19 protein-coding genes are annotated in these 16421 nt (G+C 38.8%); 2 read left to right on the top strand and 17 right to left on the bottom strand.

Annotation, left to right across the window (positions count from 1 at the left end):
* Nucleotides 1-10: 10 nt before the first annotated feature.
* On the top strand, nucleotides 11-1243 hold the full coding sequence (locus AC0L7T_RS02065; protein WP_473340804.1) for a DEAD/DEAH box helicase: 1233 nt from the start codon (nucleotides 11-13) through the stop codon (nucleotides 1241-1243).
* A 287-nt stretch (nucleotides 1244-1530) separates the two neighbouring features.
* On the opposite strand, the gene AC0L7T_RS02060 is transcribed toward AC0L7T_RS02065, so the two are convergent.
* The 4 genes from AC0L7T_RS02060 to AC0L7T_RS02045 all read right to left on the bottom strand — a co-directional run bounded on the left by AC0L7T_RS02060 (nucleotide 1531) and on the right by AC0L7T_RS02045 (nucleotide 4870).
* Nucleotides 1531-2217, bottom strand: coding sequence for an ATP-binding cassette domain-containing protein (locus AC0L7T_RS02060; RefSeq protein WP_473340803.1), 687 nt, complete (start codon nucleotides 2215-2217; stop codon nucleotides 1531-1533).
* Nucleotides 2210-2884: a molybdate ABC transporter permease subunit gene (gene modB / locus AC0L7T_RS02055; RefSeq protein WP_473343408.1), complete on the bottom strand. Its 675-nt coding sequence runs from the start codon at nucleotides 2882-2884 to the stop codon at nucleotides 2210-2212. The genes AC0L7T_RS02060 and modB overlap by 8 nt, the downstream gene beginning before the upstream one ends.
* A complete protein-coding gene (gene modA / locus AC0L7T_RS02050) occupies nucleotides 2884-3654 on the bottom strand; it encodes a molybdate ABC transporter substrate-binding protein (protein WP_473340801.1) in 771 nt (256 codons plus the stop codon). Before modA ends, modB begins: the two co-directional genes overlap by 1 nt.
* Nucleotides 3655-3862: 208 nt before the next feature.
* Complete coding sequence (locus AC0L7T_RS02045; RefSeq protein WP_473340800.1) at nucleotides 3863-4870, bottom strand: helix-turn-helix transcriptional regulator; 1008 nt, start codon at nucleotides 4868-4870, stop codon at nucleotides 3863-3865.
* Between the two features lie 85 nt (nucleotides 4871-4955).
* On the opposite strand from AC0L7T_RS02045, the gene AC0L7T_RS02040 reads away from it, so the two are divergent.
* Nucleotides 4956-6362 (top strand): RtcB family protein, encoded by a 1407-nt coding sequence (locus AC0L7T_RS02040; protein WP_473340799.1) that lies wholly within the window; start codon nucleotides 4956-4958, stop codon nucleotides 6360-6362.
* A gap of 172 nt (nucleotides 6363-6534) precedes the next feature.
* Here the strand turns inward: AC0L7T_RS02040 and AC0L7T_RS02035 are convergent, their stop codons facing one another.
* The 13 genes from AC0L7T_RS02035 to AC0L7T_RS01975 form a co-directional block, all read right to left on the bottom strand.
* The gene (locus AC0L7T_RS02035) at nucleotides 6535-7641 is read right to left on the bottom strand and encodes a serine hydrolase domain-containing protein (protein ID WP_473340798.1); all 1107 of its coding nucleotides are present in this window, start codon (nucleotides 7639-7641) and stop codon (nucleotides 6535-6537) included.
* A gap of 18 nt (nucleotides 7642-7659) precedes the next feature.
* Complete coding sequence (locus tag AC0L7T_RS02030) at nucleotides 7660-8151, bottom strand: MepB family protein (protein ID WP_473340797.1); 492 nt, start codon at nucleotides 8149-8151, stop codon at nucleotides 7660-7662.
* A gap of 18 nt (nucleotides 8152-8169) precedes the next feature.
* Nucleotides 8170-8721 (bottom strand): GNAT family N-acetyltransferase, encoded by a 552-nt coding sequence (locus AC0L7T_RS02025; protein ID WP_473340796.1) that lies wholly within the window; start codon nucleotides 8719-8721, stop codon nucleotides 8170-8172.
* A gap of 76 nt (nucleotides 8722-8797) precedes the next feature.
* Complete coding sequence (locus tag AC0L7T_RS02020; protein ID WP_473340795.1) at nucleotides 8798-10087, bottom strand: alkaline phosphatase family protein; 1290 nt, start codon at nucleotides 10085-10087, stop codon at nucleotides 8798-8800.
* 189 nt (nucleotides 10088-10276) lie between these two features.
* Nucleotides 10277-10903: a hypothetical protein gene (locus AC0L7T_RS02015; RefSeq protein ID WP_473340793.1), complete on the bottom strand. Its 627-nt coding sequence runs from the start codon at nucleotides 10901-10903 to the stop codon at nucleotides 10277-10279.
* A 376-nt stretch (nucleotides 10904-11279) separates the two neighbouring features.
* Nucleotides 11280-11927: a DsbA family oxidoreductase gene (locus AC0L7T_RS02010; protein ID WP_473340792.1), complete on the bottom strand. Its 648-nt coding sequence runs from the start codon at nucleotides 11925-11927 to the stop codon at nucleotides 11280-11282.
* Nucleotides 11928-11970: 43 nt separating this feature from the next.
* Entirely contained in the window at nucleotides 11971-12777 is an 807-nt protein-coding gene (locus AC0L7T_RS02005) for an SDR family NAD(P)-dependent oxidoreductase (RefSeq protein ID WP_473340791.1), read from the bottom strand.
* 177 nt (nucleotides 12778-12954) lie between these two features.
* Nucleotides 12955-13521, bottom strand: coding sequence for a carboxymuconolactone decarboxylase family protein (locus AC0L7T_RS02000; RefSeq protein ID WP_473340790.1), 567 nt, complete (start codon nucleotides 13519-13521; stop codon nucleotides 12955-12957).
* 55 nt (nucleotides 13522-13576) lie between these two features.
* The gene (locus AC0L7T_RS01995; RefSeq protein WP_473340789.1) at nucleotides 13577-14140 is read right to left on the bottom strand and encodes a TetR/AcrR family transcriptional regulator; all 564 of its coding nucleotides are present in this window, start codon (nucleotides 14138-14140) and stop codon (nucleotides 13577-13579) included.
* 382 nt (nucleotides 14141-14522) lie between these two features.
* Nucleotides 14523-14648: a hypothetical protein gene (locus AC0L7T_RS01990; protein ID WP_473340788.1), complete on the bottom strand. Its 126-nt coding sequence runs from the start codon at nucleotides 14646-14648 to the stop codon at nucleotides 14523-14525.
* A 137-nt stretch (nucleotides 14649-14785) separates the two neighbouring features.
* Nucleotides 14786-15298 carry a lactoylglutathione lyase family protein gene (locus tag AC0L7T_RS01985; RefSeq protein WP_473340787.1) on the bottom strand — a complete coding sequence of 171 codons (513 nt, stop codon included), beginning with the start codon at nucleotides 15296-15298 and terminating at the stop codon, nucleotides 14786-14788.
* Nucleotides 15299-15320: 22 nt separating this feature from the next.
* Nucleotides 15321-15956, bottom strand: a complete 636-nt coding sequence (locus AC0L7T_RS01980) for a nitroreductase family protein (protein WP_473340785.1) — start codon at nucleotides 15954-15956, stop codon at nucleotides 15321-15323.
* Between the two features lie 11 nt (nucleotides 15957-15967).
* Complete coding sequence (locus tag AC0L7T_RS01975) at nucleotides 15968-16390, bottom strand: organic hydroperoxide resistance protein (protein ID WP_473340783.1); 423 nt, start codon at nucleotides 16388-16390, stop codon at nucleotides 15968-15970.
* Between the last annotated feature and the right edge of the window lie 31 nt (nucleotides 16391-16421).

The following is a 16421-nucleotide window of genomic DNA, read 5'->3' as shown; positions in this document are numbered from 1 at the left end:
AAAGCTAAGCATGACATTCGAACAATTAGAACTTATATCCCCTATCCTGAAAGCACTTCAGGAAAGAAATTACAAAGAACCAACCGCTATACAAGAACAGGCCATACCGAAAATCCTGGCTAAAAGAGATATTTTGGGGAGTGCACAAACAGGTACTGGTAAGACCGCTGCCTTTGCGCTTCCTATCATCCAATTGCTCCATACGGAAAAAAACCATGACAAAGGAAGAGTAGCGATCAGATCCTTGATCGTAACGCCTACCAGAGAATTGGCAATTCAAATAGATGAAAACCTGGAGTTTTATGGTAAATATACCAAACTAAGACATGCCGTTATTTTTGGAGGCGTAAAACAAGGCGCTCAAGTAAACGAAATCCGAAGAGGTGTAGACATACTAGTGGCTACCCCGGGTAGGTTACTTGACCTCATCAACCAAGGCTTTATAAAATTAGACCAGGTCAAAATATTTGTGCTTGATGAAGCGGACCGCATGTTGGACATGGGCTTTATCAATGACATCAAAAAGCTTCTAAAGCTTTTGCCACGAAAAAGACAGTCCTTGTTTTTCTCAGCCACCATGCCAGACAATATCGTTTCATTGGCAGATAATATACTAACGGACCCTATTAAGATAGAGGTTAACCCTGTTTCTTCTGCTGCTGAAACCGTTCAACAGAAGGTATATTATACCAATAAGGAGTCCAAGAAAGATTTGCTATTCCATATTTTGGAAAACAAAGATATCGATCAGGTCTTGTTGTTCTCTAGAACCAAACACGGTGCCGATAAGATTACCCGGAACTTGAAAAGCAAAAACATCAATGCCGCAGCCATTCATGGCAATAAAGCCCAAAACCATCGTCAGAAGGTATTGAGCCAATTCAAGGAAGGAGCAATCCGTGTACTTGTGGCCACTGACATCGCTGCCCGTGGAATAGATATTGACAAGCTTCAGTATGTTATCAATTATGATGTGCCTGAAGATCCTGAAACCTATGTTCACCGAATAGGTAGGTCTGGAAGAGCTGGAGAGTCAGGTACTGCGATAGCCCTATGCGAGCCAGAAGAAAACGCATATGTTCGCTTGATCGAAAGGTTAATCAACCAAAAAATAACTGAAGTAGAAGACAACCCTTTTCCTCAGACTGAAAAACCAATGTCTGCGATGGAGAAGAAAGAATTTAACAAAGAGAAAATGCGTAAAAAGCAGGCCTTTTTCAACAATAGAAAAAAGTCAAGATAAACACTTCCTGTACAAATGCTATTGTCTTGAATGAGGCAATAGCATTTTTTTTTATGTCTTCTTCAGTTCAACCCGGATATGCAACGAGTTCGTAGTAGCATGTACTTCATAACGGGATGTGATTTCATCAAACAAAAGAAGGACTATTGCTTATTTCAGGTTCTACCATATTGAATAATAATCCTCCTTGGTAGACTTAGACTGGCGGGCTGAGGAATTCAGGAAAGGGAGACTGCCACACCCTTTCTTACCCCAAAGCTCCCAAAAAAGGGTTCGCAGTGACGAGTTTAAATCGAATTAAGACCCTTAAAAAACGCTTCCGGCTTTCCATCAAAGCTGAATTGGCCATTTTCCAGAACCAGTACACGCTGGGCCATGCGGGAAATTTCAGAGGCATCATGACTGACAAGCAAAGTGGTCAGCCCATACTCCCGATGGAATTTTACGATGTATTCCTGTAAATTTCGTCTCATCTCCATGTCCAAGGCAGAAAGGGGTTCATCCAAAAGCAATATTTTTGGCTTCCGGACCATTGCCCTGGCCAAAGCAACCCGTTGTTTTTGACCCCCTGACAATTTCATGGGACTTTGATCAGCCATTTTTTCCATTCCTATGCTGTTCAACAACTCATCTACGAAACTTTTGTCCTGTCCTTTGTCTAAGGCGAACACAAGATTTTCATACACAGTCATATTGGGGAAAATAGAATACTCCTGAAAGATCATTCCTATATTTCTCTTCTCAGGTTTTAAAAAGACTTTGTTTTCAGTGTCTATCCATGTTTCATTTCCAACAGCCAATACGCCATGATCAGGACGCATCAAGCCCGCAATCATTCTGAGAACGCTGGATTTCCCTGCACCTGAAGGCCCGTACAGGCCTACCAATTCTCCCGGTTGAATTTGACAGGTAATGTCCAGGGCTATTTTTCCTTCAGCTCCGGCAAGTGCTTTCTTAAGCGATAAATCAATCATAAGAGAGCATGTGGTTTTTACGGTGATTGATCAGGTAGGTTAATAAAAGGACAGTAAATGAAAAGGCGATTAATAACAAACTGTATTGATTGGCCATGGCATAATTCATGCCTTCTACTTCATTGTAAATAGCAACAGAGATCACCCTGGTCTCTTCAGGAATATTGCCACCGACCATTAATACAACACCAAATTCTCCAATAGTATGGGCAAATGTGAGCACCCCAGCAGTGATCAGCGCATTCTTCATATTGGGCAATAGAATACGGAAAAGGGTGGCCCAGGAGCTTTTCCCCATCGTCTTTGCAGCATCAAGCCATGCATTGGGTATTCCTGAAAATCCTGAACGTAGTGGCTGAACCATAAAAGGAAGGCTGTAAATGACCGAGGCCAAAACCAAGCCATGAAAGGTAAAAACCAGGCGCAAATCAAAATACTGATCTAGAAATTTACCCAATTGATTTTCTGGACTGAAAGCCAATAAAAGATAAAAACCCAACACCGTAGGAGGCAGAACCAATGGCATACTTACCAAAGCCTCCACAACATATTTGATTCGGTATTTACTATAGGCAAGCCAGTAAGCAAGAGGTATCCCTACCATAAATAGCAAGCAGGTAGTCAAAGTAGCAAGCTTTAAGGTCAATATAAAGGGCTCGAAATTCATCATTTTACCGCTTGAGTAAAGCCATACCTCTCGAATATCGCTACTGCACTTTCCGATTTCAGGAATTCAAAAAAAGAAACTGCATCGGCATTCCCTTTACCAAAAGCTGTAATCATCGCTCCCTGAAGCAGGGGATTGTGGCTATTTTCCGGCAAAAGGTAATAAGCTTTCCCGTATTGCTTCATGGTCGGAGATAGGGCTAGTGACAAGGCAATAATCCCAATGTCTGCGGCTCCAGTGGATAGAAATTGAGCCGTTTGAGAGATGTTTTCCCCCAATACCAACTTGGAACTGATCCCCTCATACTGCCCATAAAACTGAAGGCTTTCCTTCGCTCGTTTTCCATAAGGTGCATGATTGGGATTGGCAATGGCTATTTTTTTTAATTCTAAACTACTGAGGCTATCCATAGTGGATGCATTACAATCCATCTTTCTGCTCCAAAGCACCAACCTGCCTTCACCATAAACATGAAGATCCGAACCTGACATTCCTTTTGCTATCAACATTTTTGGATAAGCTACATCTGCAGACATATAGAGGTGAAAGGGGGCCTTATTAGAAAGTTGCTCAAAGAGTTTACCGGAAGAGCCATAAATCGGCACCACTTCTTCTCCAGTATTACTAGTGTAGACATCAATGATTTCATCCAAGGCAAATTTCAAGTCGGAGGCGGCAGCAACTCGTATGGCATCCTGACCATTTACAGGGTAAAGACCTAGTAAAGAGCACAAAAAAAAGGAAGTAAGGAGAAGGCAAACACTTTTCATTTTATAAGGTCAGGGATTAACCCCAGTATGCTTTAGCTTGGTTGATTCGATATTAGTTTAAAGATATACCGAATGCCTTTCTTTTCCAATCCGACCCTATCTTTTCCGGTCAATTCGATAAATGCCAGGAAATTGAAAGCTAGCCGACAACAGAAAAAAAGGACCACTTTAGCTCTTAAACCAAACAATAGACAAACAATTGGATTACTTAATATTGGCTTGCCGCTGCCATTAGTTTTCTTTTAATACGATTTCTTAAAATTTTAGGCTTCAATACCTCTATCGATTCTCCAAACCCAAGAATTAACCTATCAAACTCCAAATTAAGATGAACCTTCAATTGAATAATTACACTTCCATTAGGCCATCGTTCGATTACTTTTTGAGAATGATGAAATGGCTTTGTTAATACATAGGGAGCATTGTTTTTTTCAAGTTTAAGTTCCACCTCTTGTATTTGATTATCATTTAAGACGGTTACACCGATTGTATCTTTATAATATTCATCCCCATCAAAGTCTTCATTTAGGCAAGGTATATCAAGGTTTTTGTCAAGGGACAAAATTCTATCCAAAGCTAAAGTTAGGATGGGCTCCTTTGCATTTTTTCGCCCTACCACAAACCAACGGTTATTAAATTGCTTCAAAATAAATGGGTGGAAAGTAAACTTAGAGGGATCCCTTGCTTTAAAGGATTGGTATGTAATCCATAAACAAACCTTTTTCACAATAGCCTGATACAAAACATCTAAGTTCTCCAGCCCTTTTAAATGCTCATTTTTGTCTAAATGAATGATGGAAGTTTGATGCGTTTTTTCGGAATAGACCTTGTCTTCTAAACGTTGGATGATCCCATCCAGCTCTGCGAACAATGAAAAATCTTTAAATTGTTTGAGCATCTCCACTGTTTCAGAAAGTATGCCCATATCATTTTCTGTTAATGGTATATTTGTAATCGAATAGTTTTCTTCTTCATATCGATAGTATTTTTTATCGTAAACGACTATGGGCGCATTGTATCCAAGTTTATCACTTCGCATTAACTGTAAATCTAATTGAATGCACCTTTTGCTTACATTGAAATCTCTTCCTTCGTATTCATTCAATGCATCGGAACATGCTTCAATGAGATTTTCAAGCGTCCATTTACGGTACTTGTTCTGCAAACATTTGTCAATGGTCTTGTACCGAATAAGGGCATTTTTATTTTGTGCCATTCTACTAAAGTATTTATTTTTTTAAACTACGCAAAATGAATGCGCAGTTTAAAAAAACCTTTGTTAGGTAATAAAAAAACAAATCATGTCGGATAGAATCAACGTCAACGGAAACACCCTAATAAAATTAGGATTTAAGCCAAAGAAATGGTTTAGTACTGCAATTAATCATATCAATGAAACCCAATTGTGTGAAGGAGATATGATGATTTATCTTGAGCAATTCAAGTCTCAACCAATGATCCAATTGCATGCTGAAGCCATTCCATTTGTTATCAACATTAAAGCTGAAAATGAACTGGAAGAAAAAAATATTCAAACAGTGATTGAATCCATGAAAGCTGTAATGAAAACACCAACAGTAGTTGCTGGATCCATTATGCCTGATGCTTGTCCTACAGGAGCCATTGGAACAATTCCCGTGGGAGCTGTAGTTGTCACAAAAAATGCTATCCATCCAGGCATGCACAGTGCGGATATCTGTTGTTCAGTAATGTTAACCGATTTTGGAGAAGTTGATCCTAGAAAGTTAATGGATGCCGCGCATGCATCCACTCATTTCGGAGGTGGCGGTAGAGAGAGAAATGAGCAATACAGGTTTCCCGAATCCTTATTAAAGGCCTTTGAAGGGAATAAATTCTTGAATGACAACCACCTAATTCAAGTGGCGAGAAAACACTTGGGTACTCAAGGTGATGGGAATCACTTCCTTTTTATTGGAAAATCAAAAAAGACAGGAAACACCATGATGGTAACACATCACGGTTCAAGAGGTGTGGGAGCTAAATTATATGGTAAAGGCATGAAAATAGCTGAAAGGTTTAGAAATGAAATTTCTAAAGAGACCTTGAAACAAAATGCCTGGATTCCTTTCGATACAGAGGAAGGTCGGGAATACTGGAGTGCATTGCAAATTATTAGAGAATGGACAAAACAAAATCACAATTGTATTCACGATGCAACCGCTCAAAAAATGGGAGCAACAATAAAAAATAGCTATTGGAATGAACATAACTTTGTATTTAAAGAAGGGGACCTGTTCTACCACGCCAAAGGTGCGACCCCATTGGATGATAAGTTCATGCCGGACATTACGGGACCAAGACTGATTCCTTTGAACATGGCTGAACCTGTATTAATCGTTGAAGGGAGATCAACTGAAAATAATTTAGGTTTTGCTCCGCACGGAGCAGGAAGGAACTTAAGTAGGACAGCCCATAAAAAAGACAAAGGCGATACCCCTGTTGCAGAAATATTTGCAGAAGAAACCAAGGGGCTGGATGTTCGCTTTTTCTCCAATGAGATTGATATTTCGGAATTGCCATCTGCCTATAAAAACGCTGAGAGCGTAAGAAGTCAAATGGAAGAGTATGGATTGGGCACCGTAATTGATGAAGTGATACCATATGGCTCAATTATGGCTGGAAATTGGGACAAGAATGCCCCTTGGAAATTAAAGGCGAGAAATAAACGGGCAGGAAAAGGCAAATAACCGCCTTTTTTTGGCCACTAGTATGAAGAAGGATAAACAACTTGGTTAACAAAAACAGGCATCTCTTTAGGGAGATGTCTGTTTTTGTTAAGTTTAAGTCAATGCTGCCAATACAGGAGATGAAAAAAATCCTCAAGCCTATTGGTATTTCTGAATTGACCACAAAGTAAAGCTAATCTTTAATTAACGCATTTATCTTTTCCCACATTTCGTCGTGGAATTCTATGGGGACTAGAGCATCATTGGGTGCTTCACCCATTCTTATCACCACCAGGTTTTGACTAGGGACAATTTCAACAAACTGACCATTTTTGCCCATTCCAGCGAATAAATCATCCGGGGCATTGCTGGACAAATCTCTATCAAAGACTGTGGCAATAGTTGGGAAAATCACCTTGCTTTTCCCATTCAACCACCACAAATAACCATACGAGGGGTTGAGGTTTTGGGAACTGTTTACCATCTGCTGATAGTAGTTTTCGGTATAAATTGCAGGTTTATCCTGCCACTTTCCCATGTTTAAGGTTAGCAAACCAAATCTTGCCATGTCTCTTGCAGTACTCCAATACACATTGTTATAACCCAAAGGTATCCAACGCCCATTCATCCCTGTGATGGCTTCAATTTTTTGGTCAGTGTAAATATTATAATCAATGCCCGTAGCACTACTCACTACTTGTTCAAGCAAAGTATACGCCGCATTGTGATAATACCATTGTGCGCCAGCATCAGCCCCATACTCCAAACAGGAAGGTTCTGTACAATCCAAATCAGACACCTGATACGCTAAACCAGTGGTCATGGTCAATTGATGTTTAATGGTAATTAGGTTTTCTTTTTCAAGGCTTAAGGAAGTCCAGCCAGTCCCTAAATAGTCCGAGCTTTTATCCTCAATAGCCAAATCTCCCTCTTGTTCTGCTATTCCCACTAATGATGCGGTCAACGTTTTTCCTGAAGAAGCCCAATACCAAAGGCTATTGGCTTCAAAGGCGCCCGTATTTAAGATATTATTCCCCCAATATTTTTCTACCGCAATTTTACCGTCCTTTAGGACGATAAACGCCCTTGTATCATTGCTTTCCAGGTAAGTGTATAAATCATCCAAGGCATTTTCATTCCAGTCAAGAGCATTAAAATCAATGGTCTCCCATTCATTCCCGCTGTTCGGCGGAAAATACAATTCGGCCTCTGGTTCTTTGTCATCAGAAATCATATCCGTATTGTCGCATGAAAAGCAGGCAATAATTACAATTAAAAATAGAACGGCATTTTTCATCATTAATAAGTATTACTGTCATTAAACCCCATACAAATCTAAAACGGTCTTAAAATCCATATCAGAGGTAATTTCGTAAAAATAATTCAATTGCCATTTCTGGGTTAGCTTCGCTTGATTGCTTGTCGTCTCATCCCAACTTGGATAAACCCGAAAGGCTCTCTTTCCTCCCTTCATATCGGTTGAAAGGATTCCTTTATTTACAAGCAGCAATTTCGGAAATACAAATTGTCCAAATCTGCTTTCAGCCCTAACGTTGACGATGAAAAAGTCAATTTTATCCCTTTCATTAAATGGCTCAATTGGCCCTTTCCCGTCTCGTTTCCAAAAAGTGACAAATTGCCCTTGCTTTTTGGGTGTTTTCTTAGCCCTTCTGCTTATTACCTGACACCCGTTTAGTTTAAATTGGCAGGCAATATACTCCTGACTTTCAGGCTCCATTTTTAAGTCAGCTAATTCAAGGCCACATTTATTGTAAACCTCTTTTTCTATATAGGCTATAGTATTGTCCATTTCAATTTTATAGGTATTTCAGATTTTAACTTTATACAAATACATCTGTTCCGGCATTTCTTCATTAGACCTGTAAAAACCATTTTTCTCCAAGACCCGAATTGATGCCAGGTTCACTTTTTCAACTCCCCCAGCAATTGACCCAATTAACTTTGTCTGTCTGGCCCATTCCACCAATCCATTGATTAACTCAGTCCCGATTCCCTTGCCCCACACTTCCTCGCGCAATAAATAGCCAAGTCTTAATTCCCCTAAATCTTTGGAATCTTTTACAATGTATAAAAATAAAAAACCAATGATATCAGTTGTTTCAGAAAGTACAATACCATAAAAACCCCCTTCACTTTTCCGTTGTTGGATCCAATCTTCCGCTTTGTCAATGCTGTCTATATTTTGCCAACCATCAGGAACAGCCTTGGTGACATTGGGCGTCAAAATCTCCAATACACTGTGGATTCGAGATTGCTCAAATTCTGAGGACCATTCAATACAATCCCAATGCAAAACGGAAACCCGTTTGCTTGTGAACAAACAATTTTGACTTAATATTTCAGTTAAGGATTTAGACATATCGTACTTAAAGTTATACGCAATACTATAGTAGATTCGTCAGTTTCAATACACTGATTTCCTGATCAATATTTATTTATTCGCTTTTTAAAACGCTTTTAATCTTATTGAGTTTGCCATCAATATGTTTTGGAATAGGCAGGCCTAAAATCTCGCACATTAATGGGTAAATATGAATGTTTTCTAATGAAGGGATGCTGTATCCATTTTTAAAGGCAGGGCCATTGGCATAAAAAACGCCATGCATTTCCCTGTAGCTGGCATCATAACCATGAACACCTATACGCTTGACCTCCCTTTTTATAAAGGATTCTTTACGCGCTTTTGGTAAAAAATAATAGCCGTAGTCTGCTACCAATTGGATCGCTCCCCAATCTTTATTCTTGGGTTTATATTCAAAACCTGGTGTATTTTTAGTTTTATAAACTTTAAAATGAGCTTTTTTTGGCTTTAAATACGCGATCACTTCTTCTATTTCAACCCCTTCATTTGGATGAATATTTACAATAGTACCATTGTCTAAAAAGGAGTATAAACTGTCGTTTATAATGGTTTCTGTGGGAATAATTTTGGAGGTAGATAGATCTGACATCCCATGATCAGAAACAAGCAGAATATTTACAGGAAGACCAGTAGCTTCAACTCCTTTAAATAAATCACCAAGGCTTTTATCCAGTGCAAATAGCGCTTCTTTTATTTTCTCTTCATTCCCTGGACCATAATCATGGCCAGTTTTGTCCATGTCACCAAAGTACATTAAAATTAAATGTGGCTTCTTTTCTCCAGGCAATTCCAGCCAATTTAAAGCCTGATCCACCCGATCCTCATTTTTTATACTGGGATCAAATGTATGGTAATAGGTAGGATAGACACCTTGTATAGCTGCTTCTGTGCCTACGAAAAAGTAACTGGCAGTAACCATATTGGCTTTATTTGCCTCCAGCCAAATTGGGGAGCCTTTATAAAAGCGCCCGTCTGTAGCCGTTGTTTTATTCTTATAACTAAAATTCACGCCATTTTCATAGCTCTTAAAGACATTACCCAATATACCATGGTTTTCAGGGTACATACCTGTTGCGATGGAATAATGGTTAGGAAAGGTTTTTGAAGGAAAAGTTGGGACTAGTGATTCCGCTTTCACTCCCTTATCCACAAAGGCACTCAGGTTTGGGGGCCGGTATTTCTCTACATAATCCCATCGAAAGCCATCCAAAGAAACCAATAGCAAATAAGGCTTATTTTGGGCGGTCTCCGCATTTATGGTCGTAAGGGATAATGTTGAACTTACCATCTTTTTATTGCAGGAAACGAAGAATAGCATTCCCGCTAAAAAAATCCAACCAATACCTGTAATTCGTTTTTTCATGTTCAATTCTGCTATTTGCGCTATTCCTGGGGACAGGTTAAAAACCCTCTTTTCAACACATACTGAAAAGAGCCCAATGGTTTTGTAAATTTATCCCTAAAAGGCAAAAGTCCATGCGTATCACCCATTAAATCACTGAATATGCATAAAGCTTAGTGGTTCTCTAGTGCTAGTGTCACCAAGCAGCTTTTATTCATTAATTTTTTTAAAAACATAACCTGAAGGACTTTTTGTATAGGCTATTCCCCTCATTGATTTAAGCAATTCTTCCCTACTGGGTAAAGTGCCCTTCTTAGGTATCAGGAAATCTTCCAGGTTTTTCTCTGAAATGCTGAATTTGTTGTCCGCATATCTTCTATAGACAGCGACCAATTCAAAATCAGGGTCCAAGGAAGCCATTGAGGCATCTCCATGGGAATTGTTACAAACCAAAAGGCCACCTTTTTTGAGATAGGCCTTTACTGCCTGCCCTACAAATCCGGCATATTGGGAAATTACAAGATCAAACTCTTTGTTAAGTTCCTTAAACGGACTGTTGTAGTCTTGCTGGTAAAACCGAAAAATCGGCGGTTCTGAATACTTTTTATTTTTCTCGATGAAAGCAATCGTCTCTTTTTCCTGAAAAAATTTATCTGTGCCCCTAAAAGAATCCGCGTAAATCACCTCCCGAAAAATCAATGAAGGGGTAATGTGAACATGGGAACCTGGATAGAAGACTTTACTAATCTTGTACCTTTTGTCAAGTGCTTCAAAAAGGCCAATGGAAGTATGTTCCTTATCTACATGGTATTTTTTATATAGCTGGGGTAGTGGCATAGTACTGGAAACTTATTATAAGCTACCGGTATCGGATCGAATAGCCCATTGTTTTGCAGGACTAATCTAGAGGCTTTTTAGTGGTTTAAAAAGTCTTGTCCATTAATCATAAAAATAACAAAGAGGACCTGTAGTAACAAGATCCTCCCTGACTCGATCCGAAAGTGTCTGCATTACTTAATGGAAGGTCCTATCTATAATGCTATCTGATTCTTTCAAAAGACAACTGAAAAATCAATAGTCATGGGTTGAAAACCATGGAAAAGTAAAAGACAAGCAACAGATTTTGGCGGTACTGTTGCTTTTTTTTCTGCAACAATACCGCCAAAATCACTACCTATCGTTATTTATTAATGTCTTCGAATCCGGAATAAAGCTATGAGGTCACTAACATCTCTGTTAATACTTTTTTAAATACATCAACAGGCTGCGCTCCTGTTACGGCACTTTTCCCATCAAACACGATTGTTGGAACTGATCTAACACCAATATTTTGCCAATACGCTTCTTTTCTTTTTACCTCATCCTTCGCTTCACTATCATCTAATGTAGCAATTGCTTCTTCAGCATTTAAACCTACATCCAATAAAGCTTCTTTTAACACAGTTCTATCAGACACATCTTTCCGATCACTAAAAAAGGCTTTGGTAAGTCGCATTTTTAACTCGGTTTGCTTGCCGAATTCTCTGGCATACTCCAATAAAACATGCGCTTCCAAGGTGTTGGCCATTCGCATTCCTTCAAAATAATCGAATGTAAATCCTAATTCAGCTCCTGCATCTGTCATGGTTTCCTGGGACTCCTTCTGTTGTTCCATTGTACTGCCATATTTTTCAGCAATATGCTCATGCAGGTCCTGTCCATCAGCAGGCATGTTGGGATTTAATTCAAAGGGTTGCCATTCCAGATCAATCTGATCCTCAATCCCCAATTCAGTAATGGCTTTTTCTAAGCGCTTAAAGCCGATGGTACACCAAGGGCACACCACATCTGAAACAATGTCTATTTTCAATTTATCTTTCATTTCTTTGCTTATTTTTAAGTCCTTTAGGAAGCTTGTGACTCGATTAAAGCTTTTCAGATTTAATCGCCTTTTTCATCAACATCCCATTAATGGCACCAAAGCTTTTGATAGAAAAAAGTCTTTTGGCCATCATCACCATCATTTTATTCATCCTACCTGGAATGATCGTTCCCTTTTTTCCAATATTATTCAACGAAATCTGAGCAACTTCTGAAGGCTCCATGCTCGACATCGGAACTTTGGACCAATCCACACCATTGTCTGCCGTCATATTGGTTTCTGTTAGGCCGGGAGCCAGGACGCTAATGTCTACATTATTGGCTTTGAGTTCATTATTCAATGAAAGCCCCAACTGATGCACATAGGCTTTTGTTGCCGAGTAATTACTAAAGTAAGGGGTGGCCATTAAACCTGCTATACTAGAAACCAAAAGTATGCCTCCTTTTTTAACGGCCGACATCTTCTTAGCAAAATGTTTGGTTAACAAGTACGTTGAGGTAATGTTAAGCTTGATCATTGAAAGCTCTTTTTCAGAAGAGATCTTAATAAAACTCCCATTGTTCTCCATCCCCGCACAATGGATAAACATGCCAATTTCTTGATTTTCAATCTCGCTTATAAAATTCAAAATTGCCACTTCATCAGATAAATCCACAGAAATTGTCTGTGCTTTTATATCATATTGAGTCCAAATGTCTAACGCTAGTGCATTTAATTTTTCCTTATCCCTAGCAACCAAAATAGGAGCAATACCCTGTTTGGCTAATTCTATTGCGAATGCTTTACCAATCCCTGAAGAACCTCCAGTGACCAAAGCCTTATTCCCGTATTTTGCTTTTAAATTTTGCATAATTGCTACTTTTTTTAGTCCCGGATTATCCAATAGGATTTTTTGGCCTGTCTAAGCCTATCCTGATTTTTCTTCAGGGATTGGTTTAACACCTAATAGAAGGTCTAGTGAATCTTTAGTGTTATTCAACCTTTCGCACAAAATGCGAAAGGTTGTTAAGGATTAAGAATTATAAAATTAATTGGCTTCAACAGTCTCTTTTTCCCAAGCAAATTTCTGGAAAGGAGCATCTACAGGTGTATTTGCAATATGGTTGGTATAGTTACTGATCACCTTTTGAGACAATCCCAGTATGATTTCTAATACTTGTCTTTCTCCATAACCCGCCGCATAAAATGTTTTCAAATCTTCAGGGCTTACGTGACCACGGTTGCGTACGATGGTTAAAGTCATGTTGCGTAATGCTTCCAATTTGGGATTTTCAAGAGGCGTTTCGTTGCGCAATGCATCTGTAATAGCATCGTCTACTTTCATCATTTTGGCAATACCCGTATGCGCAGGTACGCAATAATGACAGGCGTGCTCTACGTTAATCGCTTGCCAAACCACTGTTAATTCTTCTTTATCAAAAGAAGAGTCCACGAACAATTTGTGAATGGTTTGGTAGGCCTCAAGTATTCCTGGTGCTCCTGCCAATACCCCATGTAGCCCTGGAATCATTCCGTTTGCTTTAAGGGATTTCTCTAATAGGTCTTTGCTACCTTCTGGTGCCGTTTCAATGTTGTGAATTTTCAAAGTTGTCATATTTTCAATTGTTATTTTTTCTAAACGATTGTTTAGTTATTATTCAAAAAAAAGGTTAAAATTTATTAAATGTCATTTCGATATAGTCTTCTATTTCTTTTGGACTGTTAACTCTTGTCGCAGCCGCAAGCCCATGTTTTGCTACTACCAAAAAGTTAGCCTCCTTTAGTAGGGTTTCCTCATCTTTGGAGGAATTCATTCTTAATTTTTCGATAAACAACGCTTTAAGGTTATCCATAAAGGAAAGCACCTGGTCTTTTACCGCTGGATCCTCACTGTCCGAAAATTCATTGTAAGTATTGGTTAGCAAACATCCTTTTTCATTTCCATCTTCGGCACAAATTGAAGCAGAGTCATAAAAAAACTGTTTAATGTCTTCAACCCCATTTCTCGCTGCTTGAAATTTCTCAAATATGGCTTTTACTTTTAATTTGTAACAATTTAGGCTTTCAATGAAAACACCATGTTTGCTCCCAAAACTAGAATATATGGAAAACTTATTGATGCCCATTTCTTTTTCAAGCATCTGCATAGAGGTACTTTCATAGCCATTCCGCCAGAACAAGCGCATCGCTTTTTCAATAACCTCTTCTTCTTTATATTCTTTTTTCCTTGCCATTATATCTTATCATTCCACAAAGCTAACCAATCGTTTAGAAATAAAAAAGATATTCATCCTTTTATTTCTAAACGATTGCTGGAGTGCTCATTCACTAGTAGTCTAATTGAGTAGAATTGTCTTAAAAAAACTGGTTAATCGTAACTGAAACCCCTATTATAAGGTCGTTGGCTCAATCCTGTGATCGGCCCACGATTATGAGCAATCTCTAGACTTCCTCCACTTAAAACCATCCCTAAGCCTATCGATATTTTTTATAGAAACTTGTCTACCATTTATAGGCTTTCATTCGGTTGCCGAATAATTTTACGGTGATTCCTAACCTATTTATCAAATATTATAGCTCATAAAAAAGCACTTTGGTCAAGCTGTAATCCGGATACTATTCAAAGTAAGGCATATAGCCCCTGTATTCATTCCAAAAAACCAAGGAAGTGAAATTTTTGTAGCCATGGTTGTAGCGTATTTCAACAAAATCGCAGGCTATGGCAGCTGCATTGCGTTTCATTTTTCCATGTCTTAGAATTGGGATTAAAAAAGGGGAAAACCATTCCCCTTTTTTCAAATCCCCGTAAATACTTCTTCGACAGTGCATTCAAACTATTTTATTTTAGCTGTCGGTATGCTCAGCTATTGCTTGCTGTTTTACCCTGAGTAAGCACCAGAAGAATAAGTCAATTCATAGCTATGGGTATAGATTTCAAAAACAATTCCGAATGGATCTTCTACATAGCACATTTTATAAGGTTTGTCATTTGGATAGTATTCCCTAATCGGCATACGTTGTTTTCCACCTAAGGAAACAATCTTTTCTACAAGCTCCTCAATATTAGGATCCTGAATACAGAAATGGAAAAGTCCGGTGTTAAAAGGATTAAACTCCGGCGCTTCTTTTACTCCATGAGAAAAGGAGAATAACTCAATCCCAATTCCATCTGAAGTGGACATATGGGCAATTTCAAATTCTTCCCAATCGTCACCAAACACATCTAAACACATGATTCCAATGGCAGTATCCTTTTCTTTTTTAACGACAGATGGCTGCATGATGACATACCACCCCATAACCTCTTCGTAAAATTTTACTGCTTTTTTAATGTCTGGTACCGTAATGCCAATATGCGAAAATGACTTTGGGTAAGTTTCCTTGTCTTTCATAATTCCTTATTTTAAACCCTCATTATTTGTACTCAATCGCAAATTCATCCATATTATTGCGGACTTTTTTCATAGATGCCAACCAATCCCCTTCTGCATCTCGATAACCCAAATACAATAGCGTAACACTTTTTAAACCTTTGGATTTAAGACCAAGAACTTCATCGACCAAAGCAGGGTCGAAACCTTCAGCAGGTGTAGCATCTACTTTAAGTTCAGCCGCCTCCGCAATCGCCATCGCAAATCCAATATACGATTGACGAGCAGTATGTGCAAAGTTCTCCTCTGCTGTCTGATTGAGGTACATTTCTTTCAATTTATCCGTGTAGCTTTTGAATCGGCCATGAGGAAGGCTTCTTTCTTCTGTTGTACGGTCAAAGATCGTGTCTATTCGATCAGCGGTATATCTGTCCCAGGCAGCAAAAACCAAAACATGGGAGCAATCAACCATTACCTCAGGATTGAGTACTTTTGTGCTCAATTTTTCTTTGATTTCCTGATTGCTTACCACCATTACCCTAAATTGTTGGAGTCCCGAAGAAGTCGGTGCCAACCTGGCAGCCTCAACAATTTTGTCTATGTTTTCCTGACTAACTTTTTTGGAGGGATCGTATTTTTTTGTAGCATAACGCCACTTCAAATCTTCTAATAATGCCATTACTATCTTTTTTAATTATTTGTTACGGTTAACTTAACCTCAATGTTACCTCGTGTAGCATTGGAATAAGGACACACCTGGTGTGCTTGTTCTACCAATTCCTGTGCTTGTTCCAGGCTTACTTCTGGAATATTTACGTTTAATTCTGCGCCTAAACCAAAACCGCCATTTTCGATTTGACCAATGCTTATTTTTGCATTAACGCTTGTTTCTCCGGTTTTTATTTTGGCTTTTTTAATAACCAGGTTTAAAGCATTATCGAAACATGCTGAATATCCTGCTGCAAAGAGCATTTCAGGATTGGCAAAATCGTCATTTGCTCCGCCCATGGCTCTTGGCATTCTTACTTGTACGTCTATAACGCCATTGTCACTTTTTACATGACCATTTCTGCCACCTGTCGCAGTTGCATCTGCTGTATACATTGCTTTCATTATTGTTTTTTTATCTGCTTCGTTTTTCAGT

The organism is Cyclobacterium sp. 10D3-21, from assembly GCF_055809755.1.
This window is presented reverse-complemented; position numbering and strand designations above follow the sequence as displayed.